21 protein-coding genes are annotated in these 25,306 nt (G+C 70.8%); 14 read left to right on the top strand and 7 right to left on the bottom strand.

The annotated features are described in order from the left end of the window. Nucleotides 1-92: 92 nt before the first annotated feature. The 7 genes from C1M51_RS03465 to C1M51_RS03495 all read right to left on the bottom strand — a co-directional run bounded on the left by C1M51_RS03465 (nt 93) and on the right by C1M51_RS03495 (nt 6,836). Nucleotides 93-374 (bottom strand): hypothetical protein, encoded by a 282-nt coding sequence (locus tag C1M51_RS03465; RefSeq protein ID WP_242499955.1) that lies wholly within the window; start codon nt 372-374, stop codon nt 93-95. Continuing rightward, on the bottom strand, nt 367-858 hold the full coding sequence (locus C1M51_RS03470) for a TspO/MBR family protein (RefSeq protein ID WP_036230484.1): 492 nt from the start codon (nt 856-858) through the stop codon (nt 367-369). The genes C1M51_RS03465 and C1M51_RS03470 overlap by 8 nt, the downstream gene beginning before the upstream one ends. Next, nucleotides 855-2,066, bottom strand: a complete 1,212-nt coding sequence (locus C1M51_RS03475; RefSeq protein ID WP_129448248.1) for a geranylgeranyl diphosphate reductase — start codon at nt 2,064-2,066, stop codon at nt 855-857. The genes C1M51_RS03470 and C1M51_RS03475 overlap by 4 nt, the downstream gene beginning before the upstream one ends. A 4-nt stretch (nt 2,067-2,070) precedes the next feature. Further along, complete coding sequence (locus C1M51_RS03480) at nt 2,071-3,417, bottom strand: BCD family MFS transporter (RefSeq protein WP_129448249.1); 1,347 nt, start codon at nt 3,415-3,417, stop codon at nt 2,071-2,073. Beyond that, on the bottom strand, nt 3,414-4,301 hold the full coding sequence (gene chlG / locus C1M51_RS03485) for a chlorophyll synthase ChlG (RefSeq protein WP_129448250.1): 888 nt from the start codon (nt 4,299-4,301) through the stop codon (nt 3,414-3,416). Before chlG ends, C1M51_RS03480 begins: the two co-directional genes overlap by 4 nt. Before the next feature lie 105 nt (nt 4,302-4,406). Beyond that, nucleotides 4,407-5,837, bottom strand: a complete 1,431-nt coding sequence (gene ppsR, locus C1M51_RS03490) for a transcriptional regulator PpsR (protein ID WP_129448251.1) — start codon at nt 5,835-5,837, stop codon at nt 4,407-4,409. An 81-nt stretch (nt 5,838-5,918) separates the two neighbouring features. Further along, nucleotides 5,919-6,836: a B12-binding domain-containing protein gene (locus C1M51_RS03495; RefSeq protein WP_129448252.1), complete on the bottom strand. Its 918-nt coding sequence runs from the start codon at nt 6,834-6,836 to the stop codon at nt 5,919-5,921. A gap of 458 nt (nt 6,837-7,294) precedes the next feature. On the opposite strand from C1M51_RS03495, the gene bchF reads away from it, so the two are divergent. From bchF to C1M51_RS03565, 14 genes are all read left to right on the top strand, one after another. After that, nucleotides 7,295-7,828, top strand: coding sequence for a 2-vinyl bacteriochlorophyllide hydratase (bchF, locus tag C1M51_RS03500; RefSeq protein WP_129448253.1), 534 nt, complete (start codon nt 7,295-7,297; stop codon nt 7,826-7,828). Next, a complete protein-coding gene (locus C1M51_RS03505) occupies nt 7,825-9,111 on the top strand; it encodes a ferredoxin:protochlorophyllide reductase (ATP-dependent) subunit N (RefSeq protein ID WP_129448254.1) in 1,287 nt (428 codons plus the stop codon). The genes bchF and C1M51_RS03505 overlap by 4 nt, the downstream gene beginning before the upstream one ends. 10 nt (nt 9,112-9,121) lie before the next feature. Beyond that, nucleotides 9,122-10,717, top strand: a complete 1,596-nt coding sequence (gene bchB, locus C1M51_RS03510) for a ferredoxin:protochlorophyllide reductase (ATP-dependent) subunit B (RefSeq protein ID WP_129448255.1) — start codon at nt 9,122-9,124, stop codon at nt 10,715-10,717. 19 nt (nt 10,718-10,736) lie between these two features. After that, nucleotides 10,737-14,519, top strand: a complete 3,783-nt coding sequence (locus C1M51_RS03515; protein WP_242499956.1) for a magnesium chelatase subunit H — start codon at nt 10,737-10,739, stop codon at nt 14,517-14,519. After that, nucleotides 14,516-15,439 carry a ferredoxin:protochlorophyllide reductase (ATP-dependent) iron-sulfur ATP-binding protein gene (gene bchL, locus C1M51_RS03520; protein ID WP_129448256.1) on the top strand — a complete coding sequence of 308 codons (924 nt, stop codon included), beginning with the start codon at nt 14,516-14,518 and terminating at the stop codon, nt 15,437-15,439. The genes C1M51_RS03515 and bchL overlap by 4 nt, the downstream gene beginning before the upstream one ends. A gap of 10 nt (nt 15,440-15,449) precedes the next feature. After that, nucleotides 15,450-16,148 (top strand): magnesium protoporphyrin IX methyltransferase, encoded by a 699-nt coding sequence (gene bchM, locus C1M51_RS03525; protein ID WP_129448257.1) that lies wholly within the window; start codon nt 15,450-15,452, stop codon nt 16,146-16,148. Beyond that, nucleotides 16,145-17,590 carry a PucC family protein gene (locus C1M51_RS03530; protein ID WP_129448258.1) on the top strand — a complete coding sequence of 482 codons (1,446 nt, stop codon included), beginning with the start codon at nt 16,145-16,147 and terminating at the stop codon, nt 17,588-17,590. The genes bchM and C1M51_RS03530 overlap by 4 nt, the downstream gene beginning before the upstream one ends. Before the next feature lie 21 nt (nt 17,591-17,611). Further along, complete coding sequence (gene puhA, locus C1M51_RS03535) at nt 17,612-18,388, top strand: photosynthetic reaction center subunit H (RefSeq protein WP_129448259.1); 777 nt, start codon at nt 17,612-17,614, stop codon at nt 18,386-18,388. After that, nucleotides 18,385-19,050, top strand: coding sequence for a photosynthetic complex putative assembly protein PuhB (gene puhB / locus C1M51_RS03540; RefSeq protein ID WP_129448260.1), 666 nt, complete (start codon nt 18,385-18,387; stop codon nt 19,048-19,050). The genes puhA and puhB overlap by 4 nt, the downstream gene beginning before the upstream one ends. A gap of 23 nt (nt 19,051-19,073) precedes the next feature. Further along, the gene (gene puhC, locus C1M51_RS03545) at nt 19,074-19,541 is read left to right on the top strand and encodes a photosynthetic complex assembly protein PuhC (RefSeq protein WP_129448261.1); all 468 of its coding nucleotides are present in this window, start codon (nt 19,074-19,076) and stop codon (nt 19,539-19,541) included. Between the two features lie 45 nt (nt 19,542-19,586). After that, on the top strand, nt 19,587-20,660 hold the full coding sequence (gene acsF, locus C1M51_RS03550; RefSeq protein ID WP_129448262.1) for a magnesium-protoporphyrin IX monomethyl ester (oxidative) cyclase: 1,074 nt from the start codon (nt 19,587-19,589) through the stop codon (nt 20,658-20,660). A gap of 47 nt (nt 20,661-20,707) precedes the next feature. Then, the gene (gene puhE, locus C1M51_RS03555) at nt 20,708-21,496 is read left to right on the top strand and encodes a putative photosynthetic complex assembly protein PuhE (protein WP_129448263.1); all 789 of its coding nucleotides are present in this window, start codon (nt 20,708-20,710) and stop codon (nt 21,494-21,496) included. Nucleotides 21,497-21,670: 174 nt separating this feature from the next. Next, entirely contained in the window at nt 21,671-23,122 is a 1,452-nt protein-coding gene (ppsR, locus tag C1M51_RS03560) for a transcriptional regulator PpsR (RefSeq protein ID WP_165349646.1), read from the top strand. Next, nucleotides 23,122-25,302 carry a PAS domain-containing sensor histidine kinase gene (locus tag C1M51_RS03565; protein ID WP_129448265.1) on the top strand — a complete coding sequence of 727 codons (2,181 nt, stop codon included), beginning with the start codon at nt 23,122-23,124 and terminating at the stop codon, nt 25,300-25,302. The genes ppsR (C1M51_RS03560) and C1M51_RS03565 overlap by 1 nt, the downstream gene beginning before the upstream one ends. Nucleotides 25,303-25,306 lie beyond the last annotated feature (4 nt).

Here is a 25,306-nt window from a genome sequence, read left to right on the forward strand (position 1 = left end):
TCGACGACCCGATCGGCGCAGAGCAGAAAGCAACAAACCGACAATACGGCCATATTGCCGCCAACCGCAGCGCGTTCAAATGGACTTGATGCTCACCGTTGCCACCTGAGCAGTACATCGACCGCATGCGCGAGACCTGACGCCGCCAAATACATCACGATCCAGAGCGGGGAGGCGCCAGTCAGGGCCTCTCGCAAGCCCAGCATCAGGCACAGCCCCGACACGAGGTTGACGGCAAAGTCGCCGACCGCCACGCCCTTGCCGGTCCGACGGTGGTACAGCGCCAGCGCGAGGCCTTCGAACAGCGTCAGGCCGATCACCAGATCGATGACGGTGGCGCTCGATAGGCCTTCGAGCACGGCGACCTCAGGCACCGAACGGGCCGTTGAGCCGGACGGTCGCGAGGTTCAGGAAACCGGCGAACGCCACCCACGCGAGGTAGGGCAGCAGCAGCAGGCTCGCGATACGCGCATAACGGGCCAGCACCCCAATCAGCAGCAGGATCGACAGCCAAAGCAGCAACACCTCGAACAGCGCCCAGTCGGGCCGGTGCAGGCGGAAGAACAGCAGACTCCACAGCACGTTCAGAAAGCCATTGAGCGCGAACAGCGCCAGCATCCACTCCCGGTCGACCCGCCGCGGCGCGCGGCGCCACGCGATCACGCCGGCCATGGCCGCCAGCGCGAAGATCGCCGTCCACGCCGGGCCGAACAGCCAGTCGGGGGGCTTCCAGGGCGGCTGCACGAGCCGCTGATACCAGGGGCCCAGATCGGTCATCAAGCCACCGAGGCCGGCCACCGCGAGCGCGGCGGCCGCCGCGATCAGGACAGGCTTGAGGAGACCACCGCGTGAGGTCATGCGCGCACCAGCCCCAGCAGGTGCCCCATGTCCTTGAAGAAGATGCGTACGTGGGCCATCGGCTTCTTGCGGACCAGTTCCTTGTTCATGTACGACTCGAAGGTGAGCTGCTGCACGTCGCGGTCCTCGCAGATCGTGACGAAGCGCTCGCGGCGGCGGTCGCTGGAGTACCAGAACCACTGCATCACGCCGAGCACGCGGAACACCGTGCCGTGCGCCTTCATGAAGCGCCGCCGCGCCTGCCGCAGGCAGCGGCCGTCGCCGGTCTGCAGCGCCGACTCGACCGCCTCGGCCGCGAGGCGCCCGGAGGCCATCGCGTAGTAGATGCCCTCGCCCGAGGCCGGCGCGACCACGCCCGCCGCGTCGCCGGCCAGCAGCACGTCGCGGCCGTTGTCCCAGCGCCGCAGCGGCTTCATCGGGATCGGTGCCCCCTCGCGGCGCAGCGTCTGGGCGCCCTGCAGGCCCGAGTCGGAGCGCAGGCGGCCGACGGCGGCGCGCAGCGAGAAACCCTTGTCGGCGCTGCCGGTGCCGATGCTCAGCGTGTCGCCATGAGGAAAGACCCAGCCGTAGAAGTCGGGCGACAGGCTGCCGCGGTAGTAGACGTCGCAGCGCGAACCGTCGTAGCCGACCGGCTTGGCGGGCGGTGCGCGGACGATCTCGTGGTACGCGAACACGCAGGGGTTGCGCTCGGCGCCCGCGATGGCCTGGCGGGCCACCGCCGAGCGCGCGCCGTCGGCACCGATGACGCAGCGCGCACGCACGCTGCGCGGCACGCTGGCGGCGTCGCCGGGCCGCTCTCGGGCCTGGTAGTGCACGACGCTCACACCGTCGTCGTCGCGCGTGAGCCGCTCGAAGCTGCCGATCCGCCGTTGCGCACCGCCACCGGCGGCACGCGCGCGCAGCCATTCGTCGAAGGCGTCGCGGTCGACCATGCCGACGAAGCCGTTCTCGATCGGGATGTCGACCCGCTTGTCGGTCGGCGACACCATGCGTGCCGACGTGGCACGTGCCACGAGCAGTTCGTCGGGAATCTCGAAGTCGCGGATCAGCCGTGGCGGAATTGCTCCGCCGCACGGCTTGGTGCGCCCGGCACGATCGAGCAGCAGCACGCTGCGGCCGCGGCGGGCGAGGTCATGCGCCGCCGTGGCACCGGCGGGCCCGCCGCCGATCACCACGGCATCGAAAGTGGTCGAAGAAGAAGCCTGCATCACCTCACCTCGCTTCCATGCCGACGCCCGATGCAGCGTCGAGCGACCGGTTTCCCCGCGCTGGCGCGGTCTCGACCCTCGCCGCGAGCAGCGCGGCACCGACGAACAGCAGCGCCTCGAGCGCGAACACGGTGGCATACGCCTGCGCCGGCGTGCCGACCAGCCAGCGAGCCACGTCGCTCGCGGTCGTGCCGACCAGTCCGCCCAGCCCGAAGGCCACCGCCTGTGCCCCACCCCACAGGCCCATGCGAGTCCCTTCCCGGGACTGCCGGCCCTGGCCGGCCAGCCGCATCATCGAGGCGATGGCAGCGATCGAGAAGGCGCCGTTCGCGGCGCCGAGCAGGAAGACGGTCAGCCCCAGCCACGTGCCGTCACCACTCAGTCCGATCCGGACCAGCCCCATCAACGCGACGCCGGACGCCAGACAGCCGCCCACCGTCCAGGCGCGAAGCGAACGCCAGCGCGGTCCCGCCACGCCACTGCCGGCCGCAGCGACGAGCAGCATGCCGGCCAGCACACCGCCGTGCTGCACCCCCGACAACTGCGTCGAGGCCCCGGGCGAGTAGCCGAACACGGTGCCGGCGAACGGCTCGAGGATCAGGTCCTGGGCGCTGAATGCGAGCATCGAGACAAAGATGAAGAGCGTGAAGCGGCGTGCCGCCGGCTCGGTCCAGACCTGCGCGAGCGCGTCGCGGAACGATGGGCGCGCCGTCACCGGCGCCTCCATGACCCCGTCCGGCACCGCATCGTCGCCCTCGAGCCGATGCAGGGCGATCAGGGTCACGGCGAGGGCGATCACGGAGACGCCGAACGAGACCTGCACGAGGCGCCACGGCGTGTAGGGGTCGAGCAGCTTGCCGGCGAGCCCCGCCGTCACCGCGAAGCCCGCGATCATCATCAGCCAGACCACGGTGGCGGCCGCGGCACGGCGCGACGGCGCAACGCGCTTGGCCAGCAGCACGAGCAACGAGGTGCCGCTGGCGCTGACGCCCAGACCGATCATCAGGAAGGCCACCACGGCCAGCGCGATGCCGGCCGTCGCATCGCGGCCCATCCAGGCGGTAGCCACCGCGGCGGCCACGCCGCCCGTCGCCAGCACGGTCATGCCACCGACGATCCACGGCGTGCGGCGTCGGCCGAGGTCGGAGCCGTAGCCCATGCGCGGCCTCGCCACCTGCACCAGATAGTGGATCGCCACCAGCAGGCCAGGCAGCAGCGCAGGCAGCGCGAGTTCGACCACCATCACGCGGTTGAGCGTCGACGTGGTCATCACCACCACCGCGCCCAGCGCGGCCTGCATGAGGCCGAGCCGCAGGATGCGGCCCCAGCCGAAAGCCGGCGGCACCGTCATGCGCGCCCCGCTTCCAGCGAGCGCAGCGCGAAGGCGCTGACCATCATGCCGGCGACGAACAAGGGGACACCGAAGCCGCTGTACCAGGTGGCCCGTTCGCTCGGGCTGTCGAGAAAGCGGTCCATCATCAGCAACTGCAGCATCAACAGCAGGCCGACGACCAGCGCCGGCACCGGTTGCCCCCAGGACACCAGGGCCAGCACCACCAGCAGCTGCGCCAGCCCCATGATCCAGCAGGCCACGCGCGCGGCCGGCTGCACGCCCAGCCGCACCGGCAGCGAGCCGACACCCAGGCGCCGGTCGCCCTCGACCGACTTGAAGTCATTGAGCGTCATGATGCCGTGCGCCCCGCCGCTGTAGAGCGCCGCGAGCAGCAGCGAGCGGCCGCTCGGCATGCTGCCGCCGGCCATCACCGCCGCGCCTGTCGCCCAGGCCAGGCCTTCGTAGCAGACACCGCAGGCCGCGTTGCCCCACCAGCCGTTTTCCTTCAGCCGCAACGGCGGCGCGCTGTAAGCCCACGCCAGCAGCAGACCAACGACTGCCGCGCCGAAGCCCCAAGGGCCGAGCAGGCTCGCGACCGCCAGCGACACCCCGGTCCAGCCGATCGCCAGGCCAAGACCCCAGCGACCGGGCATGCGCCCGGAGGGGATCGGCCGCTGTGGCTCGTTGATCGCGTCGACATGGCGGTCGAACCAGTCATTGACCGCCTGGCTGGTGGCGCAGACCAGCGGCCCCGCCAGCAGGACCCCGACGACGATCACCGGCCAACGGCCCGAGACCGGCACGCCCGAAGCGATCACGCCACAGCCGAACGCCCACATCGGAGGGAACCAGGTGATCGGCTTGAAGAGCTCGATCACTGCGGACAATGCCGGCCGTGTCATGCCAAATATTTTTGGCATGACATATAAAACTGTCAATTAGAACTTACACATCGATCGACCGATGCCGTCCACCACCCGCGCGCGGGTCGGCGCGGGATGCAAAGGCTAGTTGTCGCCTTCGACGCTCGCGTCGCCGAGCCCGTAGCGGCGCAGCTTCACGTACAGGCTCTGGCGCGACAGGCCGAGCATCTCGGCCGCCGAGGCGCGGTTGTCGCGCGTCAGTTGCAGCGCCGCCTCGATGCAGAGCTGCTCGATCAGGTCGGTGGTGTCGCGCACGATCTCGCGCAGCGGCACCCGCCCGACCAGTTCGGTCATCTGCCCCACCGAACGCGGCACCTCGCGGCTGGCCCGGGCGTCGCTCGGCAGGCGCCGGCCGACATCGCGGATCGTGAAGCCCAGGCAGGGCTGCTCGCCTTCGGTCACCGCCACCGCGGAGATCTCGACCTCCGAGGTCGAGCCGTACTCGCCGCGCATGCTGGTGGCGAACAGCCGCACCGCGCCACGCTGCCGCAGGTTGCTGATCAGCACGCTGAGGTCGACCCCGGTGCGGCCCAGCCATTTCTCGAGCGAGACGCCGCGCGCCTGCTCCTCGGTGGCGAGCTGCGCCAGATCGAGGAAGGCCTGGTTGGCGGTCAGGATCAGCCCATCGAGATCGGTCACGACGAAGCCGTCCGGCGCGCTCTCGACCAGGCGCAGCAGCATGTCCCTGGCAGGTTCCTGCGGTCGTTCGGCGGCGGGACGCAAAGCCGACAGGCGCACCAGGAAGTGAGACGACTTCTCCTGCCGGAACAGCGACGCCGACACCGACCACTCGCTGCCGTCCTTGCCCAGCCGCGCCTTCACCGTGTCCGATCGCCCGGTGGCGCGCACTGCAGCGAACAGTTCGTCGACCGCCGCCTGGCCCGCGGCATCGAAGGCGCGCGCCAGCGACCAGCCGGCACGCTGCGTGGCCTCCCCCAGCAGCTTGCTGGCGGCAGGGTTGGCGTCCTCGAGCTTGAGCGTGGCGGCGTCCAGGATCAGCACCGGCTCCGACGACACCTGGAACAGCACGCGGTAGCGCGTTTCCATGTGGCGCATGCGCCAGTAGTCGCGCTCCATCGACTGCTGGGCGCTCACCAGGCGTTGCTGCAGGACCGCATTGGCGCGCAGGTCGCGGCCGAAGGCGACCGAGCGACCGACGGCGAGCGCATGCCCCTTGCGTCCTACCGGCACGGCGGCATAGAGCAGCGGCAGATCGGCCCCGTCGGCCGACGGGTGGTTGATGTGACGCCACCTCGGGGCACCCTTGCCACCCAGTTCGCGCAGCAGCGCCTCCACCTTGGGTCGGCTCTCGACCGTCACGGTCTGCGTCCAGGGCTTGCCGAGCCAGTCGTGGTAGCCGGCCTTGGACAGCTCTTCGTTGCCGAACGCGAGGTCGCGGATGATGCCCTCGCCGTCGACGATGAGGGCCACATCGGACGACGCCGCGATCAGCCGGCCTGCGGCCTCGGCGTCCAGGTCACCGAGCGACAACGTGGGTTCATCGAACGACTTCATGTCCGACTTTCCGTTCGCGCTGCCACTCCTGACGCATGACTGCCTCTCTTCTGTTCGGTGGCCACCGAAAAGGGCAGCGCACTAGCAGCGTTGGGTTCGCTGCGCGATCAATTGTTCCGCAAGGATCGGCGCATGGCGCCCGTCGGTGGCCAGGGCGTCGGCACCGACGCTGACCACGAACTCCGGGTGCGCGATGAACATCGGGCCGCCGACCATTATGCCGACCTCGCGGTTGCGGGCCCGGTCACGCACCGAGCGGATGCAGTCGCGCAGTGCATCCAGGTGCGTCTCGCTGCCCAGCGAGAAGCCCACCACATCGAACCATTCGCTGCTCACCAGTTCGTCGGCGTCGAGCTCGCTCTCCCAGGCCCCTCCGGCCACGTCCCAGCCGGCGCGGCGGAAGAACTCGGCCACCATCACCAGGCCGAAGGTGTGCTGCTCGCCGGGGCTCGGCAACAGCAGCACACGCCGACCTCGGGCCGGGTGCTCGACCGACTGGCCGAACGCCGGGCTCAATTCCCGCAGCACCTGCTGCAGCCGGCCCAGGCCCACGGTGACTTCGGTGAAGTCGCACAGGTCTTCGTTCCAGAGGTGGCCCAGGTAGCGTGCCGTGGGGGCGAGCAGGTCGAGGTAGATGCGCTCGATGCTCACGCCGCGCGCACGGATCGCCTCGACGCAGGCGAGCGGCAGGTCCTCATCGCGCGACAGCACCAGCTTGGCGAATTCCTCGACGTCGCGCAGGTTGATGAGTTCGCTGTCGACCGCCGGCGCCTGCGGGCATTCGTGGGCCAGGCGGTGTGCCAGCATCAACCGCGGAATGATCTCCTGCTCGATCGCACGCGCGAGCCGGGCCATGCGCTGTTCGGAGCCATCGTCGCCGCGCTTCGCGTCGGCCGCGGCGCCGGCCTCCAGCGCGGCATCCGGCCCGGGGCATGGGTTCGCCCCTTGTTCACCGCGCAGCAGGAGTTCGGGCACCCAGCCTTGAACCGCTCGATCCATCAGTGGTCTCCTCGCGAAGTGAGAGAGCTGGCTTCTGCGTGGCGGCTCAGGCGGATGCCCGGGGGCAGTCAAGCAACCAAACTTCTTGTTGCGTTCGATCTCGTCCGGTGTCGGCAGCCCTGGAATCCCGAGGATAGAAAGGCATCCTGCGCGGCTTGTACTGCCAGCAAAACACAGCGTCAATCGGCGTGCGCCCGTTGCTGTTCGCACATCCAGCGGCCGCACGACCACGCCGGCGGGCAGCGCGGACGGCGCCACGGTGGCGGCGGACAGAACGGCGTTCCGGGGCACGGAGCCTCCTCGCAATCGACCCACCCGTGCAAGGCGGGTCAGGGCTTCGGCATCGAGCGGACGTCGACACCGTGCGGAGAATCATCGGAGGCTATCCTCGACATGTCAATCTAGATTTACGTCCATACCAATTGACACTCCCGGTCGGCCGATCTAGATTCGGTGCCATGGGTGCCTGGAACCAGCCGAGATCGAGCGATGACACAGTCCGTCCGGCGCTGTACACCGCGCAGGAAAGGCGTCGGCGCGACGCATCCGGCTGGACGCTGGTGCAGGGGGTGCTGGCGCCCGTCCAGTTCCTGATCTTCCTGGTGAGCCTGGTGCTGGTGCTGCGCTACCTCGCCACTGGCGAGGGTCAGCAGGCGGCGACTGCCTCGGTGGTCGTCAAGACGCTGGCGCTCTACGCCATCATGGGAACCGGCTGCCTCTGGGAGAAGGCCGTGTTCGGCCGCTACCTGTTCGCGCCTGCCTTCTACTGGGAGGATGTGTTCAGCATGCTGGTGCTGGCGCTGCACACGGCCTACCTGGTTGCACTCGCCACCGGCACGCTGGACACCCGGGCCCTGATGCTGCTCGCGCTTGCCGCCTATGCGAGCTACGTGATCAACGCCACGCAGTTCCTGCTGAAGCTGCGGGCGGCACGGCTGCAGCACGCGCGGCAGCCGCCGCCGCTGGGCAGCGCGGAAGCGAGCGGCGCATGAGCCCGGTCATCCCGATCCGCGCCAGCAGCGACGGCTGCACCGACACGCCGGTGCTGCGCGAGCGCGGCCAGCGCGAGGTGTTCTGCGGGCTGACCGGCATCATCTGGCTGCACCGCAAGATGCAGGACGCCTTTTTCCTGGTGGTGGGCTCGCGCACCTGTGCGCACCTGATCCAGTCCGCCGCCGGCGTGATGATCTTCGCCGAGCCGCGCTTCGCCACCGCCATCATCGACGAGCGCGACCTCGCCGGCCTGGCCGACGCGAACGAGGAGCTCGACCGCGTGGTGACGCAGCTGCTCGCCCGACGCCCGGAGATCCGGCTGCTGTTCCTGGTGGGCTCCTGCCCGTCCGAGGTCATCAAGCTCGATCTGTCGCGCGCCGCGTCGCGGCTGTCGAAGATCTTCTCGCCGTCGGTGAGGGTGCTGAACTACTCGGGCAGCGGCATCGAGACCACCTTCACCCAGGGCGAGGACGCCTGCCTCGCCGCGCTTGTGCCCCGCCTGCCGTCGCCGGCCGCCGACGCGCCGGCCTCGCTGCTGGTGGTCGGCGCACTGGCCGATGTGGTGGAAGACCAGTTCACCCGCCTGTTCGCCGACATGGGCCTCGGTCCGGTGCGCTTCCTTCCGCCGCGGCGCGCGACCGAACTGCCCGCCGTCGGCCCGCAGACGCGCTACCTGCTGGCGCAGCCCTTCCTGGCCGACACGGCGCGGGCGCTCGAAGCGCGCGGCGCGGCGCGCCTGGAGGCGCCCTTCCCGCTCGGCGTGGAAGGCACCACGCAGTGGCTGCAGGCCGCGGCCAGCGCCTTCGGCGTCGATGCCGCCGCGTTCGAGCGCGCGACCGCGAGCGCCCGCGCCCGGGCCGCCGGCGCGCTGGCGCGTCACCGCGTGCAGCTGGCCGGCAAGCGCATCTTCTTCTTCCCCGACTCGCAGCTCGAGGTGCCGATCGCCCGCTTCCTGGCGCGCGAACTGGGCATGACCCTGGTCGAGGTCGGCTCGCCCTACCTGCACCGCCAGCATCTCGCGCAGGAACTCGCGCTGCTGCCGTCCGGCACCGTGCTGTCGGAGGGGCAGCACGTCGAGCGTCAGCTCGATCGCTGCCGCACCGCCCGGCCCGACCTCGTGGTGTGCGGCCTGGGCCTCGCCAACCCGCTCGAGGCCGAGGGCCTGACCACCAAGTGGTCGATCGAGCTCGTGTTCACGCCGATCCAGGGCTACGACCAGGCCGCCGACCTGGCTGAACTGTTCACGCGGCCGCTGCTGCGCCGCCTGAAGCTCGTCGCCTAGGAGCCCGACCGTGCAGCTGACGCTTTGGACCTACGAGGGACCGCCACACGTCGGCGCGATGCGCATCGCCACCGCGATGCAGGACGTGCACTACGTGCTGCATGCGCCCCAGGGCGACACCTACGCGGACCTGCTGTTCACGATGATCGAGCGGCTGCCCCGGCGCCCGCCGGTCACCTACACCACCTTCCAGGCGCGCGACCTGGGGGGCGACACCGCCGAGCTCTTCAAGACCGCGGCGCGCGAGGCCTGCGAGCGCTTCGCGCCGAAGGCGATGATGGTGGGCGCGTCGTGTACCGCCGAGCTGATCCAGGACGACCCCGGCGGCCTGTGTCGCGCGCTGGACCTGCCCATCCCGGTCGTCGCGCTCGAGCTGCCGTCCTATCAGCGCAAGGAGAACTGGGGCGCGTCGGAAACTCTCTACCAGCTGGTCCGTACGCTGGCCGGGCCTGCTGCGGCGGCCGCGGCGTCCCGCACCCGGCCCGAGCGGGCGCCGCAGCAGCGTCCGCGCTGCAACATCCTCGGCCCCGCCGCACTCGGCTTCCGCCATCGCGACGACCTGCAGGAAATCCGCGGGCTCATCGCCGCGCTGGGCATCGACGTGAACGTGGTCGCACCGCTCGGCGCCACGCCGGCCGACCTGGCGCGACTCGGCGAGGCCGACTTCAACGTGGTGCTGTATCCCGAGATCGCCGCGCTGACGGCGCAGTGGCTCACCCGCAACTTCGGGCAACCCAGCACCAGGACCATCCCGATCGGCGCCGCCGCCACGCGCGACTTCATCGCCGAGGTGGCACAGCTCGCCGGCCTCGACCCGGAGCAGGCGCTGACCGAGGCCGTGTCGCGCTCGACCTGGTATGCGCGTTCGGTCGACTCGACCTACCTGACCGGCAAGCGCGTGTTCGTGTTCGGCGACGCAACGCACGCCGTGGCCGCCGCACGCGTGGCGACGCAGGAGTTCGGCTTCGCCGTGGTCGGCCTCGGCACCTACAGCCGCGAGTTCGCGCGCGAGGTGCGGGAAGCCGCCAAGCTCTATGGCGTCGAGCCGCTGATCACCGACGACTACCTCGAGGTCGAGGCGAAGGTCGCCGAACTGCAGCCCGAGCTCGTACTCGGCACGCAGATGGAGCGGCACATCGCCAAGCGCCTGGGCCTGCCCTGCGCGGTGATCTCCGCGCCGGTGCACGTGCAGGACTTTCCCGCGCGCCATTCGCCGCAGATGGGCTTCGAGGGCGCGAACGTGCTGTTCGACACCTGGGTGCATCCGTTGATGATGGGGCTGGAAGAGCATCTGATCGGCATGTTCCGCGGCGACTTCGAGTTCCACGAGAACGCGGCGCCCTCTCACCTGGGCGGCTCCCATGCGGGTGCCGCGAGCGTGGCCGTCGAGCCGCCCGCCGGCTCGACGATCGATGCCGCCGCCGAGGTCGGAACGCCGATCGTCGTCGCGGCCTGGGCTGCCGAGGCCGAGCAGGAGCTCCGCAAGATCCCTTTCTTCGTGCGCGGCAAGGCGCGCCGCAACACCGAGCGCTACGCGCTCGACCGCGGCATGCCCTTGATCACCCTCGAGACCCTGTATGACGCCAAGGCGCACTTCAGCCGCTAGCGCCGCAGCGCTGCAGGCCGTGACCGTGCATCCGGCGATGCGCGTGGTGATCGTCACGATGGACAGCCACCTCGCGAGCGCCGCAGGGCGCGCCCACCGCACCCTGCAGCGCACGATGCCCGGCCTGCGCCTGAGCGTGCATGCCGCGGCCGAATGGGGTGGGGATGCCGCGGCGCTGCAGCGCTGCCTCGCCGACATCGCGCAGGCCGACCTGGTCATCGCGACGATGCTGTTCATGGAGGAGCACTTCCTGCCGGTGCTGCCGGCCCTGCAGGCGCGGCGCGAGCACTGCGACGCGATGGTGTGCGCCATGTCGGCATCCGAGGTCATGAAGCTCACGCGCATGGGCAAGTTCAGCATGGATGCTCCGGCGAGCGGCCCGATGGCCCTGCTCAAGCGGCTGCGCGGCAAGCCCGAGGCCAAGGGCAACGAGTCCGGCGTCAAGGCCACCGCCGGCGCACAGCAGATGAAGATGCTGCGCCGGTTGCCGAAGCTGCTGCGCTTCATTCCCGGCACCGCGCAGGACGTGCGGGCCTATTTCCTGACGCTGCAGTACTGGCTCGCGGGCTCCGAGGCCAACGTCGCGAACATGGTGCAGTTCCTGGTCGACCGCTATGCCGACGGACCGCGCAAGGCGCTGCGGGGCCTCGCCAGGCCGCAGGCGCCGGTCGAGTACCCGGAGGTCGGCGTCTACCACCCGCGCATGACCGGGCGCATGTCCTCGCTGCGGGCCGAGCTGCCGCGCGTGGCCACCAGCGGCAGGCGCGGCACCGTGGGCCTGCTGCTGATGCGCTCCTACCTGCTGGCCGGCAACACCGACCACTACGACGGCGTGATCACCGCGATGGAGGCGCGCGGCCTGCGCGTCGTGCCGGCGTTCGCGACCGGGCTCGACTCGCGCCCGGCGATCGACGCCTTCTTCGTCGAGGACGGCCGGCCCTGCATCGACGCGGTGGTCTCGCTCACCGGCTTCTCGCTGGTCGGCGGCCCGGCCTACAACGACGCCCAGGCGGCCGAGGACATTCTCGCGAAGCTCGACGTGCCCTACCTCGCCGTCACGCCGGTCGAGTTCCAGACGCTCGACCAGTGGGGCGAATCGCCGCGCGGCCTGCTGCCGGTCGAGGCGACGATGATGGTCGCCATCCCCGAGCTCGACGGCGCCACCGGCTCGATGGTGTTCGGCGGCCGCGGCAGCGCCGAGCACATCGCCTGCACGGGCTGCTCGCACGGCTGCACCTTCCGCAATGTCGCGGAGTCGCACGACATGCACAGCTGCATCGAGCGCGCCGACGCGCTGGCCGCGCGCGTTGGCAAGCTCGTGGACCTGCGGCGCTCGCAGCGCGCCGAGCGCAAGGTCGCGGCGGTCGTTTTCAACTTCCCACCGAATGCCGGCAACACCGGCACTGCAGCCTTCCTGTCGGTGTTCGAGTCGCTGTTCAACACGCTGGCCGCGATGCAGCGCGAGGGCTACACCGTCGAGATGCCGGCCAGCGTGGACGCGCTGCGCGATCGCATCATCAACGGCAACGCGCTGCGCTTCGGCGCCCAGGCCAACGTGCACGTGCGCATCCCGGTCGACGACCACGTGCGGCGCGAGAAGCACCTGAAGGAGATCGAGGCCCAGTGGGGCCCGGCGCCGGGCCGGCAGCAGAGCGACGGCAGCAGCGTGTTCGTGTACGGCGAGCGCTTCGGCAACGTCTTCGTCGGCGTGCAGCCCGCATTCGGCTACGAGGGCGACCCGATGCGCCTGCTGTTCGAGAAGGGCTTCGCGCCGACCCACGCCTTCTCGGCCTTCTACCGCTGGCTGCGCGAGGACTTCGGCGCCCATGCGGTGCTGCACTTCGGCACCCACGGCGCGCTGGAGTTCATGCCCGGCAAGCAGAACGGGCTGACGGCCACCTGCTGGCCGGACCGGCTGATCGGCGACCTGCCGAACTTCTACCTCTACGCCTCGAACAACCCCTCCGAGGGCACGATCGCGAAGCGCCGCGCCGCGGCCACGCTGATCAGCTACCTCACGCCGCCGGTCGCGCAGGCCGGGCTCTACAAGGGACTGGTCGACCTGAAGGCGCTGCTGGAGCGCCACCGCGGCCTGGAGCCCGACGCACTGCGCGAGGCCGAGGAGCTCGCGGTGATGATCCAGGCCCAGGCCGCCACGCTCGACCTCGCCGCCGTCGAGCCGCCGTGGGGTGCCGAGGCCGCCGTCGCGCAGATCGCGAAGCTGACCGCGGCCGTGCTGGAGCTCGAGTACACGCTGATCCCGCACGGCCTGCACGTCGTCGGCCGCGCACCCAGCGCCACCGAGCGCGCGGACCTGCTGCTGTCGCTGGCCGAGGCCTCGCACGGCCGACGTCCTCCGCGTCCCGTCATCGAGGCGCTGGTCGCCGGCCGCACGCCGGAGGTCGCGCTGGCCGCCGCCGGTGGCGTGGCCGACGCAACGACCGTCGAGCTGCTGCGCGAGCTCGCCGCCGCCGACGCGCTGCTGGCCGAGGACCACGAGATCGACGGCATCCTGCACGCGCTCGATGGTCGCTTCCTGCGGCCGGCGCCCGGCGGCGACCTGCTGCGCACGCCGGCCATCCTGCCGACCGGCCGCAACCTGCACGGCTTCGATCCCTTCCGCATCCCCAGCGCCTACGCGGTACAGGACGGCGCGCGCCAGGCCGAGCGGCTGCTGCAGCGGCACATCGCCGACGGCCACGCCTTCCCGGAATCGATCGCGCTGGTGCTGTGGGGCACCGACAACCTCAAGAGCGAGGGCGGCCCGATCGGCCAGGCGCTGGCGCTGATCGGCGCGGCGCCGCGCTTCGACAGCTACGGTCGGCTGGCCGGCGCCCGCCTGCTGCCGCTGACCGAACTGGGCCGACCGCGGGTCGACGTGGTCATCACGCTGTCGGGCATCTTCCGCGACCTGCTGCCGCTGCAGATCAAGCTGCTCGCCGAGGCGGCCCTGCTGGCCGCGAGCGCCGACGAGCCGCTGGAACAGAACTTCGTCCGCAAGCACGCGCTGGCCTTCCAGGCCGAGCACGGCGGGGACATGGAGACCGCCGCCCTGCGTGTGTTCGGCAATGCCGAGGGCGCCTACGGCTCCAACGTCAACAGCCTCGTCGACAACAGCCGCTGGGACGACGGCGACGAGCTGGCCGAGACCTACACCCGCCGCAAGGGCTTCGCCTACGGTGTCTCCGGCCGTCCGGTGCAGCAGGCCCGGCTGCTCGACAGCGTGCTCGCCGGCGTGCAGCTCGCCTACCAGAACCTCGATTCGGTCGAGCTGGGCGTGACCACCATCGACACCTACTTCGACACGCTGGGCGGCATCAGCCGCGCGGTGCAGCGCGCCAAGGGCCGCGACGCGGCGGTCGCGCCGGTCTACATCGGTGACCAGACCCGCGACGCCGACGGCGGCGGCACGGTGCGCACGCTGACCGAGCAGGTCGCGCTCGAGACACGCACCCGCATGCTCAACCCGAAGTGGTACGAGGGCATGCTGCAGCACGGCTACGAAGGCGTGCGCCAGATCGAGGTGCATGTGACCAACACCATGGGCTGGTCGGCCACCACCGGCCAGGTGCAGCCCTGGGTCTACCAGCAGCTCAGCGAGACCTTCGTGCTGGACCCGGCGATGCGCGAGCGGCTGGCGCGCCTGAACCCGACCGCCTCGGCGCGGGTCGCGAACCGGCTGATCGAGGCCTCGGACCGCAATTTCTGGAAGCCCGACGCGACGGTGCTCGAAGCCTTGCGCCGGGCGGGTGAGGAGCTTGAAGACCGGCTCGAAGGCGTATTCGAAGGAGCCCCCGCATGAGCATCACGACCGTCCCGTTCCCCGACATCAAGAACCCCGGGGTCCGGAAGAACCTGCGCCTCGACGGCGAGGGCAGCGTGCAGGTCGAGCTCGATCCGAACCTCAAGATCGGCAATGCCAAGGTGTTCGCGATCTACGGCAAGGGCGGCATCGGCAAGAGCACCACGTCGAGCAACCTGTCGGCCGCCTTCAGCAAGATGGGCAAGCGCGTGCTGCAGATCGGCTGCGACCCCAAGCACGACTCCACCTTCACGCTGACGAAGAAGATGCTGCCCACGGTGATCGACGTGCTGGAGACGGTGGACTTCCACGCCGAGGAGCTGCGCGTCGAGGACTTCGTGTTCGAGGGCTACAACGGCGTGATGTGCGTCGAGGCCGGGGGCCCGCCGGCCGGCACCGGCTGCGGCGGCTACGTGGTGGGCCAGACCGTCAAGCTGCTCAAGGAACACCACCTGCTCGAGGACACCGACGTGGTGATCTTCGACGTGCTCGGCGACGTGGTCTGCGGCGGCTTCGCCGCGCCGCTGCAGCACGCCGACCGCGCGCTGATCGTCACCGCCAACGACTTCGACTCGATCTTCGCGATGAACCGCATCGTCCAGGCGATCGGCGCGAAGGCCAAGAACTACAACGTGCGGCTCGGTGGCGTGATCGCCAACCGCAGCGCGGCGACCGACCAGATCGACAAGTACAACCAGCGCATCGGCCTGAAGCTCGCGGCCCACTTCCCCGACCTCGACGTGATCCGCCGCAGCCGGCTGAAGAAGTCGACGCTGTTCGAGATGGAGCACTCGCCCGAGTTGGAGGCGGTGCAGAAGGAATACATGCGCCTGGCCGCCGCGCTGTGGCTGGGCAGCGAACCCCTGAGCGCGGTGCCGATGAAGGACCGCGACATCTTCGACCTGCTGGGCTTCGACTGAGGGACGCGCGATGACACAGGCGACCTACCAGGAACGCAGGGGCCAGATCGAGACCTACTTCGACCGCACCGCGGTCGAGGCCTGGGCGCGGCTCACGTCGACCGCGCCGGTCAGTGGCGTCCGTGCGACGGTGCGGGCCGGACGCGATCGCATGCGCGCCACCCTGCTCGACTGGCTGCCGGCCGACCTGCACGGCACCCGCCTGCTCGACGCCGGCTGCGGTACCGGCGCACTGGCGGTCGAGGCCGCGCGGCGCGGCGCGCACGTGGTGGCGATCGACCTGTCGCCCACGCTGGTGGAACTGGCCCGCGAGCGGCAACCGCGCGACCTGCGCGGTCAGATCGACTTCCGCTCGGGCGACATGCTCGACCCGGCGCTCGGCCCCTTCGACCATGTGGTCGGCATGGACTCGATCATCCATTACGAGGCCGCCGATGCGGTGCGCGTGCTGGCCGGGCTGGCGCAGCGCACCCGCCGCAGCCTGCTGTTCACCTACGTGCCCAGCAATCCGGCGCTCCTCGCGTTTCGTGCCGTCGGCCGGCTGTTCCCGCGTGGCGATCGCGCCCCGAGCATCGTGCCGGTGGCCGAGAAGACGCTGCACCGCCTGGTCGCCGCCGACGCACACCTGGGCGCGTGGCAGCCGGCGCGCACGCAGCGTGTCGCGAGCGGCTTCTACACCTCGCAGGCGCTGGAGCTGATCGCCCCATGAACGCCGCGCGCCAGCTCAACGACCGCGTGGCCCGGGCCTGGGTCCGCGTGGGCCCGCGCTTCCTGCCGTTCGCCGATGCGGCCACCGCCGATCTGCCCCTCGGTCGGCTGCTGCGGCTGTCGTTGTTCCAGGTGTCGGTGGGCATGGCGATGGCGCTGCTCAACGGCACGCTGAACCGCGTGATGATCGTCGAGCTCGCGGTGCCGGCCTGGCTGGTCTCGCTGATGGTCGCGCTGCCTCTGGCGTTCGCACCGTTCCGCACGCTGGTGGGTTTCCGGTCGGACACGCACCGCTCCGCGCTCGGCTGGAAGCGCGTTCCCTATATCTGGATGGGCACGCTGCTGCAGTTCGGCGGCCTCGCCATCATGCCGTTCGCGCTGCTGATCCTGTCGGGCGACACCCACGGGCCGGCCGTCTACGGCCACATCGGCGCGGCACTGGCCTTCCTGCTGGTCGGCGCCGGCCTGCACACCGCGCAGACGGCGGGCCTCGCACTTGCCACCGACCTGGCACCGCCCGCGTCGCGACCGCGCGTGGTGGCGCTGCTCTACGTGATGCTGCTGCTCGGCATGGTGGCGAGCTCACTGGCCTTCGGCGCGCTGCTGGCCGACTTCAGCCAGATCCGGCTGATCCAGGTCATCCAGGGCGCTGCGCTGCTGACGATGGTGCTGAACGTGGTGGCGTTGTGGAAGCAGGAAGCGCGCGACCCGGCACGCACCGCGCACCGCGGCACGCCGCGTCCGGCCTTCCGCAGCGCCTGGCGCGCCTTCATCCGCGGCGGCCGTGCGAGCCGCCTGCTGGTGGGTGTCGGCCTGGGCACCGCCGCCTTCAGCATGCAGGACATCCTGCTCGAACCCTATGGCGGCCAGATCATGCACCTGGGCGTCGGCGCCACCACCGCGCTGACCGCGCTGACGGCCAGCGGCGCACTGGCCGCCTTCACGCTCGCCTCGCGCTGGCTGCACCACGGCGGCGACCCCTACCGGCTCGCGGCCTTCGGCGCGCTGAGCGGCGTGCTGGCCTTCGCTGCGGTGATCTTCGCCGACCCGCTGAACTCCGCGCTGCTGTTCCGCATCGGTGCGGCACTGATCGGCTTCGGCGGCGGCCTGTTCTCGGTGGCGACACTGACCGCCGCGATGGGCCTGGAGACCGACGGCCAGAGCGGCCTGGCGCTGGGCGCCTGGGGCGCGGTGCAGGCCTGCGCCGCGGGCCTGGCGATCGCCATCGGCGGTGCGCTGCGCGACCTGGTGTCCGGGCTCGCCACACAGGGCCTGCTCGGCCCCGCGCTCACCGGTCCGTCGGTCGGCTACAGCTTCGTCTACCACCTCGAGATCGCGCTGCTGTTCGCGACGCTGATCGCCATCGGCCCGCTGGTCCGCAGCGCGGACGTGCCCCAACCCCGTGCCACCGCGAAGTTCGGATTGGCCGAGTTCCCCGGTTAGCTTGCACAAAGGAGACCTCTCATGGAAACAGGAGCCATCACCGGCTACATCGACGTGGCGCAGGTCGCGCTGTACGTGTTCTGGGTGTTCTTTGCAGGCTTGATCTACTACCTGCACCAGGAGAACAAGCGCGAGGGCTACCCGCTGGAGTCCGAGCGCTCGGCGCACGTGCGGGTGCAGGGGTGGCCGCCGATCCCCAGCCCGAAGACCTTCCGGCTGCAGCACGGCGGCAGCAGCAGCGCGCCGAACGGGCAGCCGTCGCCGCAGCAGCACCTCGCGGCGGAGCCGACCGGACCGTGGCTGGGCGCGCCGCTGCGCCCGACCGGCCGCAACCCGATGCTCGACGGTGTGGGCCCCGGCGCCTACGCCCTCCGCGCCGACGTGGCCGACAAGACCTTCGAAGGCCGCACGAAGATCGTACCGCTGCGCGTGGCGCCGGACTTCGATGTCTCGGCCAAGGACCCCGACCCGCGCGGCATGCGGGTGGTCGGCGCCGACGGCGTGGTCGGCGGCACGGTGCACGACCTGTGGGTCGATCGCTCCGAGGTGCTGTTCCGCTACCTCGAGGTCGCGGTGCCGAACGCCGCCCGCGGTCCCCACGTGCTGCTGCCGATGAACTTCACACGCATCAAGAACGGCCGCGTGGTGGTGAAGTCCATCCTCGGCAGCCAGTTCGCCGACGTGCCGCGCCACCGCAACCCGGATCAGGTCACGCTGCTCGAGGAAGAGAAGATCATGGCCTACTACGGTGCCGGCACGCTGTACGCGACGGCCGACCGCCAGGAGCCCCTGGTGTGAGCGACGACCACGACTTCGAGCCCGCGTACGGGCTGCCCGAGCTGCTGCCGGCCGGCGAGCGCCTGCTCTGGCAAGGCGCGCCGCAGTGGCGGGTGCTGGCGCGCGAGGCACTCCACGTCCGCAAGCTCGCGGCTTACTTCGGCGTGCTGCTCGTCTGGCGCGCGGGGGTGGTGCTGGGGGACGGCGGGGGCTTGACCGCCGTCGCGCTGTCGTGGCTGTGGATGCTGCCGCTGGCCGCGCTGGCCTTGGGCCTGCTCACCACGCTGGCGTGGCTGATCGGCCGCACCAGTGTCTACAGCGTGACCGACCGTCGCGTCGTGATGCGCATCGGCATCGTGCTGACGATCACCTTCAACCTGCCCTACCGAACGATCGAGGCGGCCGGGCTGCGCACCCATCCCGACGGCAGCGGCGACATCACGCTCACGCTCGCGCCGGCCGAACGCATCGCCTACCTGCACCTCTGGCCGCACGCACGGCCGTGGAAGGTGGCCCGCACCGAACCGATGCTGCGCGCCCTCCCCGACGCGCGACACGTGGCTCAGTTGCTGTCGGACGCGCTGACAGCCTCGGCCGGCGTGGCGCCCGCCGCGATGCCTGCCGCCGACGCGGCCGGGCGGCCGCGTGCGAACGACCCGCCGGGCCACGCGCTGGCGGCCTGAAGCGAAGCACGGAGATCTCCGCCATGTCGTCGTCCACATCCCCAGCGCATGGCGACGCCCTGCCGCGCGGCCCGTTGATCGCGATCGGCGCGATGGTCGCCGCCGTGCTGGTGTCGGTGAGCTTCGTGCGGCTCACCGGCATCGGCGTGATCCACGTGCAGGACGCGCCGGCCATGTCGGTACGCGAGTTCCGCTTCGAGGACCGCGCCGATGGCAGCATCGCGGTGCTCGATCCGGCCAGCGGCCGCGTCGTCGAGACCGTGGCCCCCGGCAGCAACGGCTTCCTGCGCGGCACGATGCGCGGCCTGGCGCGCGAGCGCAAGCGCCAGGGCGTGAGCCCCGCGCTGCCGTTCCGCATGCTCGGTCGGACCGACGGGCGGCTGACGCTGGAAGACCCCGGCACCGGCCGTCGCGTCGACCTCGGATCGTTCGGTCCGAGCAACGCCGCGGCATTCGCGCAGCTGATGGCGGCCCCGACCGCGGAACGCTGAGCCCTCCGCTGCACCGCACCCATCTCGAGAAGAAGGAGTTGCCCCATGTCCACGCCGGCCACCGCCCTGCCCCCGACCGCGCCGAACGAGGCCACCAGCACCGCGCTGCAGGACACCCTGCTGACGCCGCGCTTCTACACCACCGATTTCGCAGCGATGGACCGCATCGACGTCGAGCCGATCCGTGCGCAGTGGGATGCGCTGATGGGCGAGTTCCGCGCCGACGCCAACACCGACCACTTCCAGCGCCCGCCCGAGATGGTGGGCAACTACGCCGAGCTGCCGCCGGCGCTGTACCGGGAGTTCAAGGACTTCCTGATCAGTTCGGTGACCTCGGAGTTCTCCGGCTGCGTGCTCTATGCCGAGATCAGGAAGCACGTGGCCAACGCCGACATGAAGGAGCTGTTCGGCTACATGGCGCGCGACGAGTCGCGACATGCGGGGTTCATCAACCAGTGGCTGAAGGACTTCGGGATCGGTGTCGACCTGGGCTTCCTGGCACGTGCGAAGAAGACCACCTACTTCCGGCCGAAGTTCATCTTCTACGCAACCTACCTGTCCGAGAAGATCGGCTATGCGCGCTACATCGCGATCTACCGGCAGATCGAGCGCCGCCCCGAGCTGTGCTTCCACCCGATCTTCAAGTGGTTCGAGAAGTGGTGCAACGACGAGTTCCGCCACGGCGAGGCCTTCGCGCTGCTGCTGCGCGCGAACCCCAAGCTGCTGACCGGCGTGAACAAGCTGTGGATCCGCTTCTTCGTGCTGGCGGTGTTCGCGACCATGTACGTGCGCGACCACACGCGCCCGGAGATGCATGCTGCGCTCGGCATGGACCCGACCGCCTACGACTTCGAGGTGTTCCGCATCACGTCGCAGATCACCCAGCAGGTGTTCCCGCTGACGCTCAAGCTCGACGACCCACGCTTCCATGCCGGCCTGGAGCGGCTGCGCCGGCTCTCGCTGGCCGGCGAGGCCGCGCGCGCGCAGGGGGGGCTGGTCGGCGGCGTCCGACGCCTGGGCATCGGCCTCGCGGCGGGCGCCACCTTCCTGCGGCTGTACTGCCTGCCGGCCCGGCCGAACACGCTGCCGCAGAACGTCCGCGTCGCGCCGGCGTGGTGAGCGGTCGCCGGCACCAGCCGCTGCACTGAACGCCGGGACGCCCCGCGATGGCCTCGTACGCGCTGCCCGTGCTGTTCACGGTGTTCGTCTGGTGGTTCAGCACCGGGTTGATCCTCTACCTCGACGGGCTGCCGCGCCACACCTTCAAGTGGACCCTGCTGGTGGCCACCGTGCTGCTGGCGCTGGCGCTCGCGGGCCTGGTCACGTCGGGCGACGACACACGCGTCACCGGCGCCTACCTCGCCTTCTTCTGCGGCCTGGTGGTGTGGGCCTGGCAGGAGGTGGCCTTCCTGCTCGGCTACGTGACCGGCCCGCTGCGCGAGCCCTGTCCCGAGGGACTGACGGGCTGGCCGCGCACACGCCGTGCGCTGCGTGCGCTGCAGCACCACGAGCTGGCGCTGGCGGCGCTGGCGCTGGCGGTCGTGGCGGCCACCTGGGAGCGGCCGAACCAGACCGGCCTGTGGACCTTCATGATCCTGTGGGCCATGCGGCAGAGCGCCAAGCTCAACGTCTTCCTCGGCGTGCGCAACCTGAACGAGAACTTCCTGCCGGCGCACCTGAAGTACCTGCAGACCTATTTCCGGCGCCGGCCGATGAACGCGCTGTTTCCGGTGTCGGTGCTGCTCGCCACCGCCGGCGCCTGGCTGATCTGGGAGGCCGCCTTCACCGCCGGCATCGGCGGCTTCGAGCGGACCGCGCTCACCTTCGCCGGCACGCTGCTGTCGCTGGCGGTGCTGGAGCACTGGTTCCTGGTGCTGCCGCTGCCGTCCGAGACCCTGTGGAACTGGGCACTGCGTTCGCGCGCCGCGGTCGAGGTCGGCGGCAAGCCGGTCTGAGTCCGGCCCTCCGTTTCCCCACTGGCGCGCCCCTGTCAGGTACGCTAAGGTCCGCCCGCGGCAGAGCCGGCGGCGTGCGGCGACCGTCGCCTCGGCAAGACGCGGCTGCGCACACCGCTCGCAGGCCGGAACGAATGGGAAAACGATGAGATCCTGGCCTGGAGGACTGGCAGCTTGAGTTCCGCCAAGGGCGACCTGCCCGACCTCGGGCCCTTGTCTCCGTGGGCACCGGAGCTGGCCGAAACCTTCGTGTCTCTGGCCAGCGACATCGCCCTCGTGATCGACGAGCAGGGCGTGATCCGCAAGGTCGCGCATGGCGGCGCCGTGCCGCTGGAGCTCACCGCTCACGACTGGGTCGGCCGGGCCTGGATCGACACCGTCACCGGCGACACCCGCACCAAGATCGACAAGCTGCTCAGCGAGGTGAGTGCCACCGGGTTGGCGCGGCGCCGCGAGGTCAACCATCCATCGGCCGGCGGCGAGAACATCCCGGTGGCCTACACCGCGGTGCGGCTGGGCGAGCACGGGCCGGTGCTGGCGGTGGGACGCGACCTGCGCGCCATCGCCGCGATCCAGCAGCGATTCATCGACGCGCAGCGCGACCTGGAGCGCGGCTACTGGGCCACGCGGCAGGCCGAGAGCCGCTATCGGTTGCTGTTTCAGGTGGCGACCGATGCGGTGGTGGTGGTCGACGCCGCCAGTCTCGCCATCCTCGAAGCCAACCAGGCTGCGGCCACCCTGTTCGACCTCGGCATCGAGCAGCTCGTGGGCCGCGCGGCGGTGTTCGGCTTCGAGCACCGTTCGCGCCCCGCCGTCGAGGAACTGCTGACGACCGCGCGCACCAGCGGCCGGCCGTCCGAGATCCGCGCGCGGCTGGCCGGCAAGGTCACCGCGGCCAGTGTGGCCGCCACGCCGTTCCGGGCCGACGATCAGATGCGCCTGCTGGTGCGGGTGCGCACCGTCGACGCGCCGCCGGCGGCCGCGCAGGCGCTCGACGCCACGCTGGTCCGCCTCGTGGACCAGCTCTCCGAGGGCGTGGTCATCACCGATCCCAGCGGCCGCATCCAGATGGCCAACCCGGCCTTCCTGAAGCTGGTGGGCCTGCGCGCGGAAGCCGAGCTGAAAGGCCGCTCGCTGCTCGAATGGCTGGCGTTGTCGCCCGCCGACCTGGCCACGCTGATCCAGCGCGCCCGCAGTCACGGCCTCACGCGCAGTCCGCAAGGGGTGCAGGTGTCGGGCGGGGCGCCGCTGGTCCGGGTCGAGATCGCCGCGGCGCTGCTGGCCGAAGGCGACCAGGAGTGCATTGGCTTCACGCTGCACCGCATCGCCTCCGACGCCGTGGCCGCACCACCGGCACCGCAGCCGCCGGTCGACGGCCTGCAGGCCGGGGTCGAGGCGCTGGCGCGGTCGCTCGGCGATGTGCCGCTGCCGGAGCTGATGCGCCAGGCCGGCGTGCTGGCCGAGCGCTATCTGATCACCGCGGCCCTGGAGCGGTCCGGCGGCGACGCTGCCGCCGCAGCCGGGTTGCTGCAGGTGAGCCGCCGCAGCCTGGCCCTGCGGCATCGCCGCCAGGCCGGCACGGCCGCGCGCCCGCCGAAGTCCGACCGCCCGCCGGAGGCAGGCTAGTGGCCAACAGCCCCGCCTTCGGCCAGGCCGACCTCACGAACTGCGAGCGTGAGCTGATCCACCTCGCCGGCTCGATCCAGCCGCACGGGCTGCTGCTGGTGCTGAGCGAACCGCAGCTGCGGATCACGCAGCTGAGCGGCAATGCCGAGCAGCTGATCGGCACGCCGGCCTGGAGCCTGCAGGGCCAGGCGCTGCGCGAGCTGGGTGGCGACATCGAGCAACAGGTGCGCACGCTCGCCGCAGCGTCCGACCTCGCCGAACCCGCGCCGCTGCGTTGCCGGGTGCAGGTGGGCGGTGACACCGAAGAGTTCGAGGGCGCGGTCCACCGCGTCGCTGGCGTCGGCCTGCTGGTGGAGGTGGAGCCGGCGTATCCCCCGCGCGGCGGTGCCGAGATGGTCGACATCGACAGCGAGCGGCTGCTCAAGCAGCTGAGCGGCGCGATCGAGCGCTTCAGCGCCGCCTCGACCATCGGTACGCTGGCCGATGCCGCGGTGCGCAGCTTCCGCGACCTGGTCGGCTACGACCGCTGCATGGTCTACAAGTTCGACCCCGACGGCCACGGCAAGATCATCGCGGAGGCCCGTGACCCGCGGCTCGAATCGCTGCTGGGCCACCACTACCCGGCCTCCGACATCCCGCAGCGCGCCCGGCAGCTCTACCTGCGCAACCGCCTGCGGGTGCTGGTCGACGTGCACTACGAGCCGGCGCCGCTGCTGCCGCGCCGGCCGGCAGGCTCGGACGACGAGCTCGACATGTCGATGTCCTACCTGCGCAGCATGTCGCCGCTCCATCTGCAGTACCTGAAGAACATGGGCGTGACCGCGACGCTGGTGGTCTCGCTGGTGCGCGAGGGGCGGCTGTGGGGGCTGATCGCCTGCCACCACTACGCACCGCGCAACCTGCGGTTCGCGGTGCGTGCGGCGGCCGACCTGATGACCGAGGTGATCTCCACCCGCATCGCCGCGATCGAGAACTATGCGCACGCCCAGGTGGCCATCCAGGTGCGGCGGCTCGAGCAGCGGCTGGTCGAGGCCACCTCCACCGAGGGCGACTGGCGGCTGGCGCTGTTCCGCAATCCCCGCACGCTGCTGCAGCCGCTGGACGCGACCGCCGCCGCGCTGTTCTACGAGGGCGAGGTGCTGAGTTCGGGCGAGGCGCCGTCGACGCCGGAACTGCGCGCGCTGATGGAGTGGGTCGACGGCCAGACCTTCGAAGACGGCCTGTTCAGCTGCTCCTCGGTCACGCGGGAGAACCCGGCGCTCGACTCCCTCACCCCCACGGCCAGCGGTGTGCTGGCGATCAAGCTGTCGACCTCGCGGCCCGACTACCTGATGTGGTTCCGCAAGGAACAGCTGCTGTCGGTCACCTGGGCCGGCGACCCGTCCAAGCCGGTGGTCGGCAACGACCCGATGGAGCTGTCGCCACGGCGCTCGTTCGCGGCCTGGTCGGAGATCGTGCGCGGCACCGCGCTGCCGTGGTCGACCGGCGAGCAGGCGCTGGCGCGGGCGTTCGGCCATTCGCTGATCGACATCATCGTGCAGATCAACGCCGTGCGGCTGCTGATCGCCGAACACCAGCTCACGCAGATCCGCAGCACGGTCGAGCACTCGAAGGAGCCGATCGTCGTGGCCGACGCCGCGCGCCGTGCGCTGTTCGCCAACGACGCCTTCTTCGAGCTCGCCGGCCGCCCCCGCGAGTCGCAGCCCTCGCTCGACGAAATGGCCACGCTGTTCACCGAGCCGAAGATGGTGCGCTCGGTCCTGAACACGCTCGTGCTGGAGCGCCAGCCGTGGCGCGGCGAACTCGCGCTCGACCTGGGCGCGGGCCGCACCCGCGCGGTGGCCGTCCGCGCGGAGGTGGTGCCGGCCCGAGACGGTTCGGTGCTGGGCTATTTCCTGATCTTTGCCGACCTCACCGAGAGCCAGCGCGCCGAGGCGGCGCGGCGCCACCTCGAACAATCGCTGACACGCGGCGACAACGACGCCGGCACGCCGTCGCGCGCGTCGAGCGATTCCGACGAACTGATCAACGCGATCTTCGCGAATGCCAGCCTCGCCGCGATGGACATCGCCGACGGCAATGCCTCGCCGTCGGTCGCGCCGCTGCTCGAGGAGCTCGAGGCCTCGACACGGCGCGCGGCCTCGCTCTACGGGCTCATCCGCCGCTTCGGCGGGCCCTGACGGT

It is taken from the genome of Methylibium sp. Pch-M (assembly GCF_004136295.1).
GTDB lineage: Bacteria > Pseudomonadota > Gammaproteobacteria > Burkholderiales > Burkholderiaceae_C > Methylibium > Methylibium petroleiphilum.

What these genes read in the sequence shown, in the direction of transcription:
- C1M51_RS03470 (WP_036230484.1), bottom strand. Translation starts at nt 858, where the DNA reads ATGACCTCACGCGGTGGTCTCCTCAAGCCTGTCCTGATCGCGGCGGCC.
- C1M51_RS03475 (WP_129448248.1), bottom strand. Translation starts at nt 2,066, where the DNA reads ATGCAGGCTTCTTCTTCGACCACTTTCGATGCCGTGGTGATCGGCGGC.
- C1M51_RS03480 (WP_129448249.1), bottom strand. Translation starts at nt 3,417, where the DNA reads ATGACGGTGCCGCCGGCTTTCGGCTGGGGCCGCATCCTGCGGCTCGGC.
- chlG (WP_129448250.1), bottom strand. Translation starts at nt 4,301, where the DNA reads ATGACACGGCCGGCATTGTCCGCAGTGATCGAGCTCTTCAAGCCGATC.
- ppsR (WP_129448251.1), bottom strand. Translation starts at nt 5,837, where the DNA reads ATGAAGTCGTTCGATGAACCCACGTTGTCGCTCGGTGACCTGGACGCC.
- C1M51_RS03495 (WP_129448252.1), bottom strand. Translation starts at nt 6,836, where the DNA reads ATGGATCGAGCGGTTCAAGGCTGGGTGCCCGAACTCCTGCTGCGCGGT.
- bchF (WP_129448253.1), top strand. Translation starts at nt 7,295, where the DNA reads ATGGGTGCCTGGAACCAGCCGAGATCGAGCGATGACACAGTCCGTCCG.
- C1M51_RS03505 (WP_129448254.1), top strand. Translation starts at nt 7,825, where the DNA reads ATGAGCCCGGTCATCCCGATCCGCGCCAGCAGCGACGGCTGCACCGAC.
- bchL (WP_129448256.1), top strand. Translation starts at nt 14,516, where the DNA reads ATGAGCATCACGACCGTCCCGTTCCCCGACATCAAGAACCCCGGGGTC.
- bchM (WP_129448257.1), top strand. Translation starts at nt 15,450, where the DNA reads ATGACACAGGCGACCTACCAGGAACGCAGGGGCCAGATCGAGACCTAC.
- C1M51_RS03530 (WP_129448258.1), top strand. Translation starts at nt 16,145, where the DNA reads ATGAACGCCGCGCGCCAGCTCAACGACCGCGTGGCCCGGGCCTGGGTC.
- puhA (WP_129448259.1), top strand. Translation starts at nt 17,612, where the DNA reads ATGGAAACAGGAGCCATCACCGGCTACATCGACGTGGCGCAGGTCGCG.
- puhC (WP_129448261.1), top strand. Translation starts at nt 19,074, where the DNA reads ATGTCGTCGTCCACATCCCCAGCGCATGGCGACGCCCTGCCGCGCGGC.
- acsF (WP_129448262.1), top strand. Translation starts at nt 19,587, where the DNA reads ATGTCCACGCCGGCCACCGCCCTGCCCCCGACCGCGCCGAACGAGGCC.
- puhE (WP_129448263.1), top strand. Translation starts at nt 20,708, where the DNA reads ATGGCCTCGTACGCGCTGCCCGTGCTGTTCACGGTGTTCGTCTGGTGG.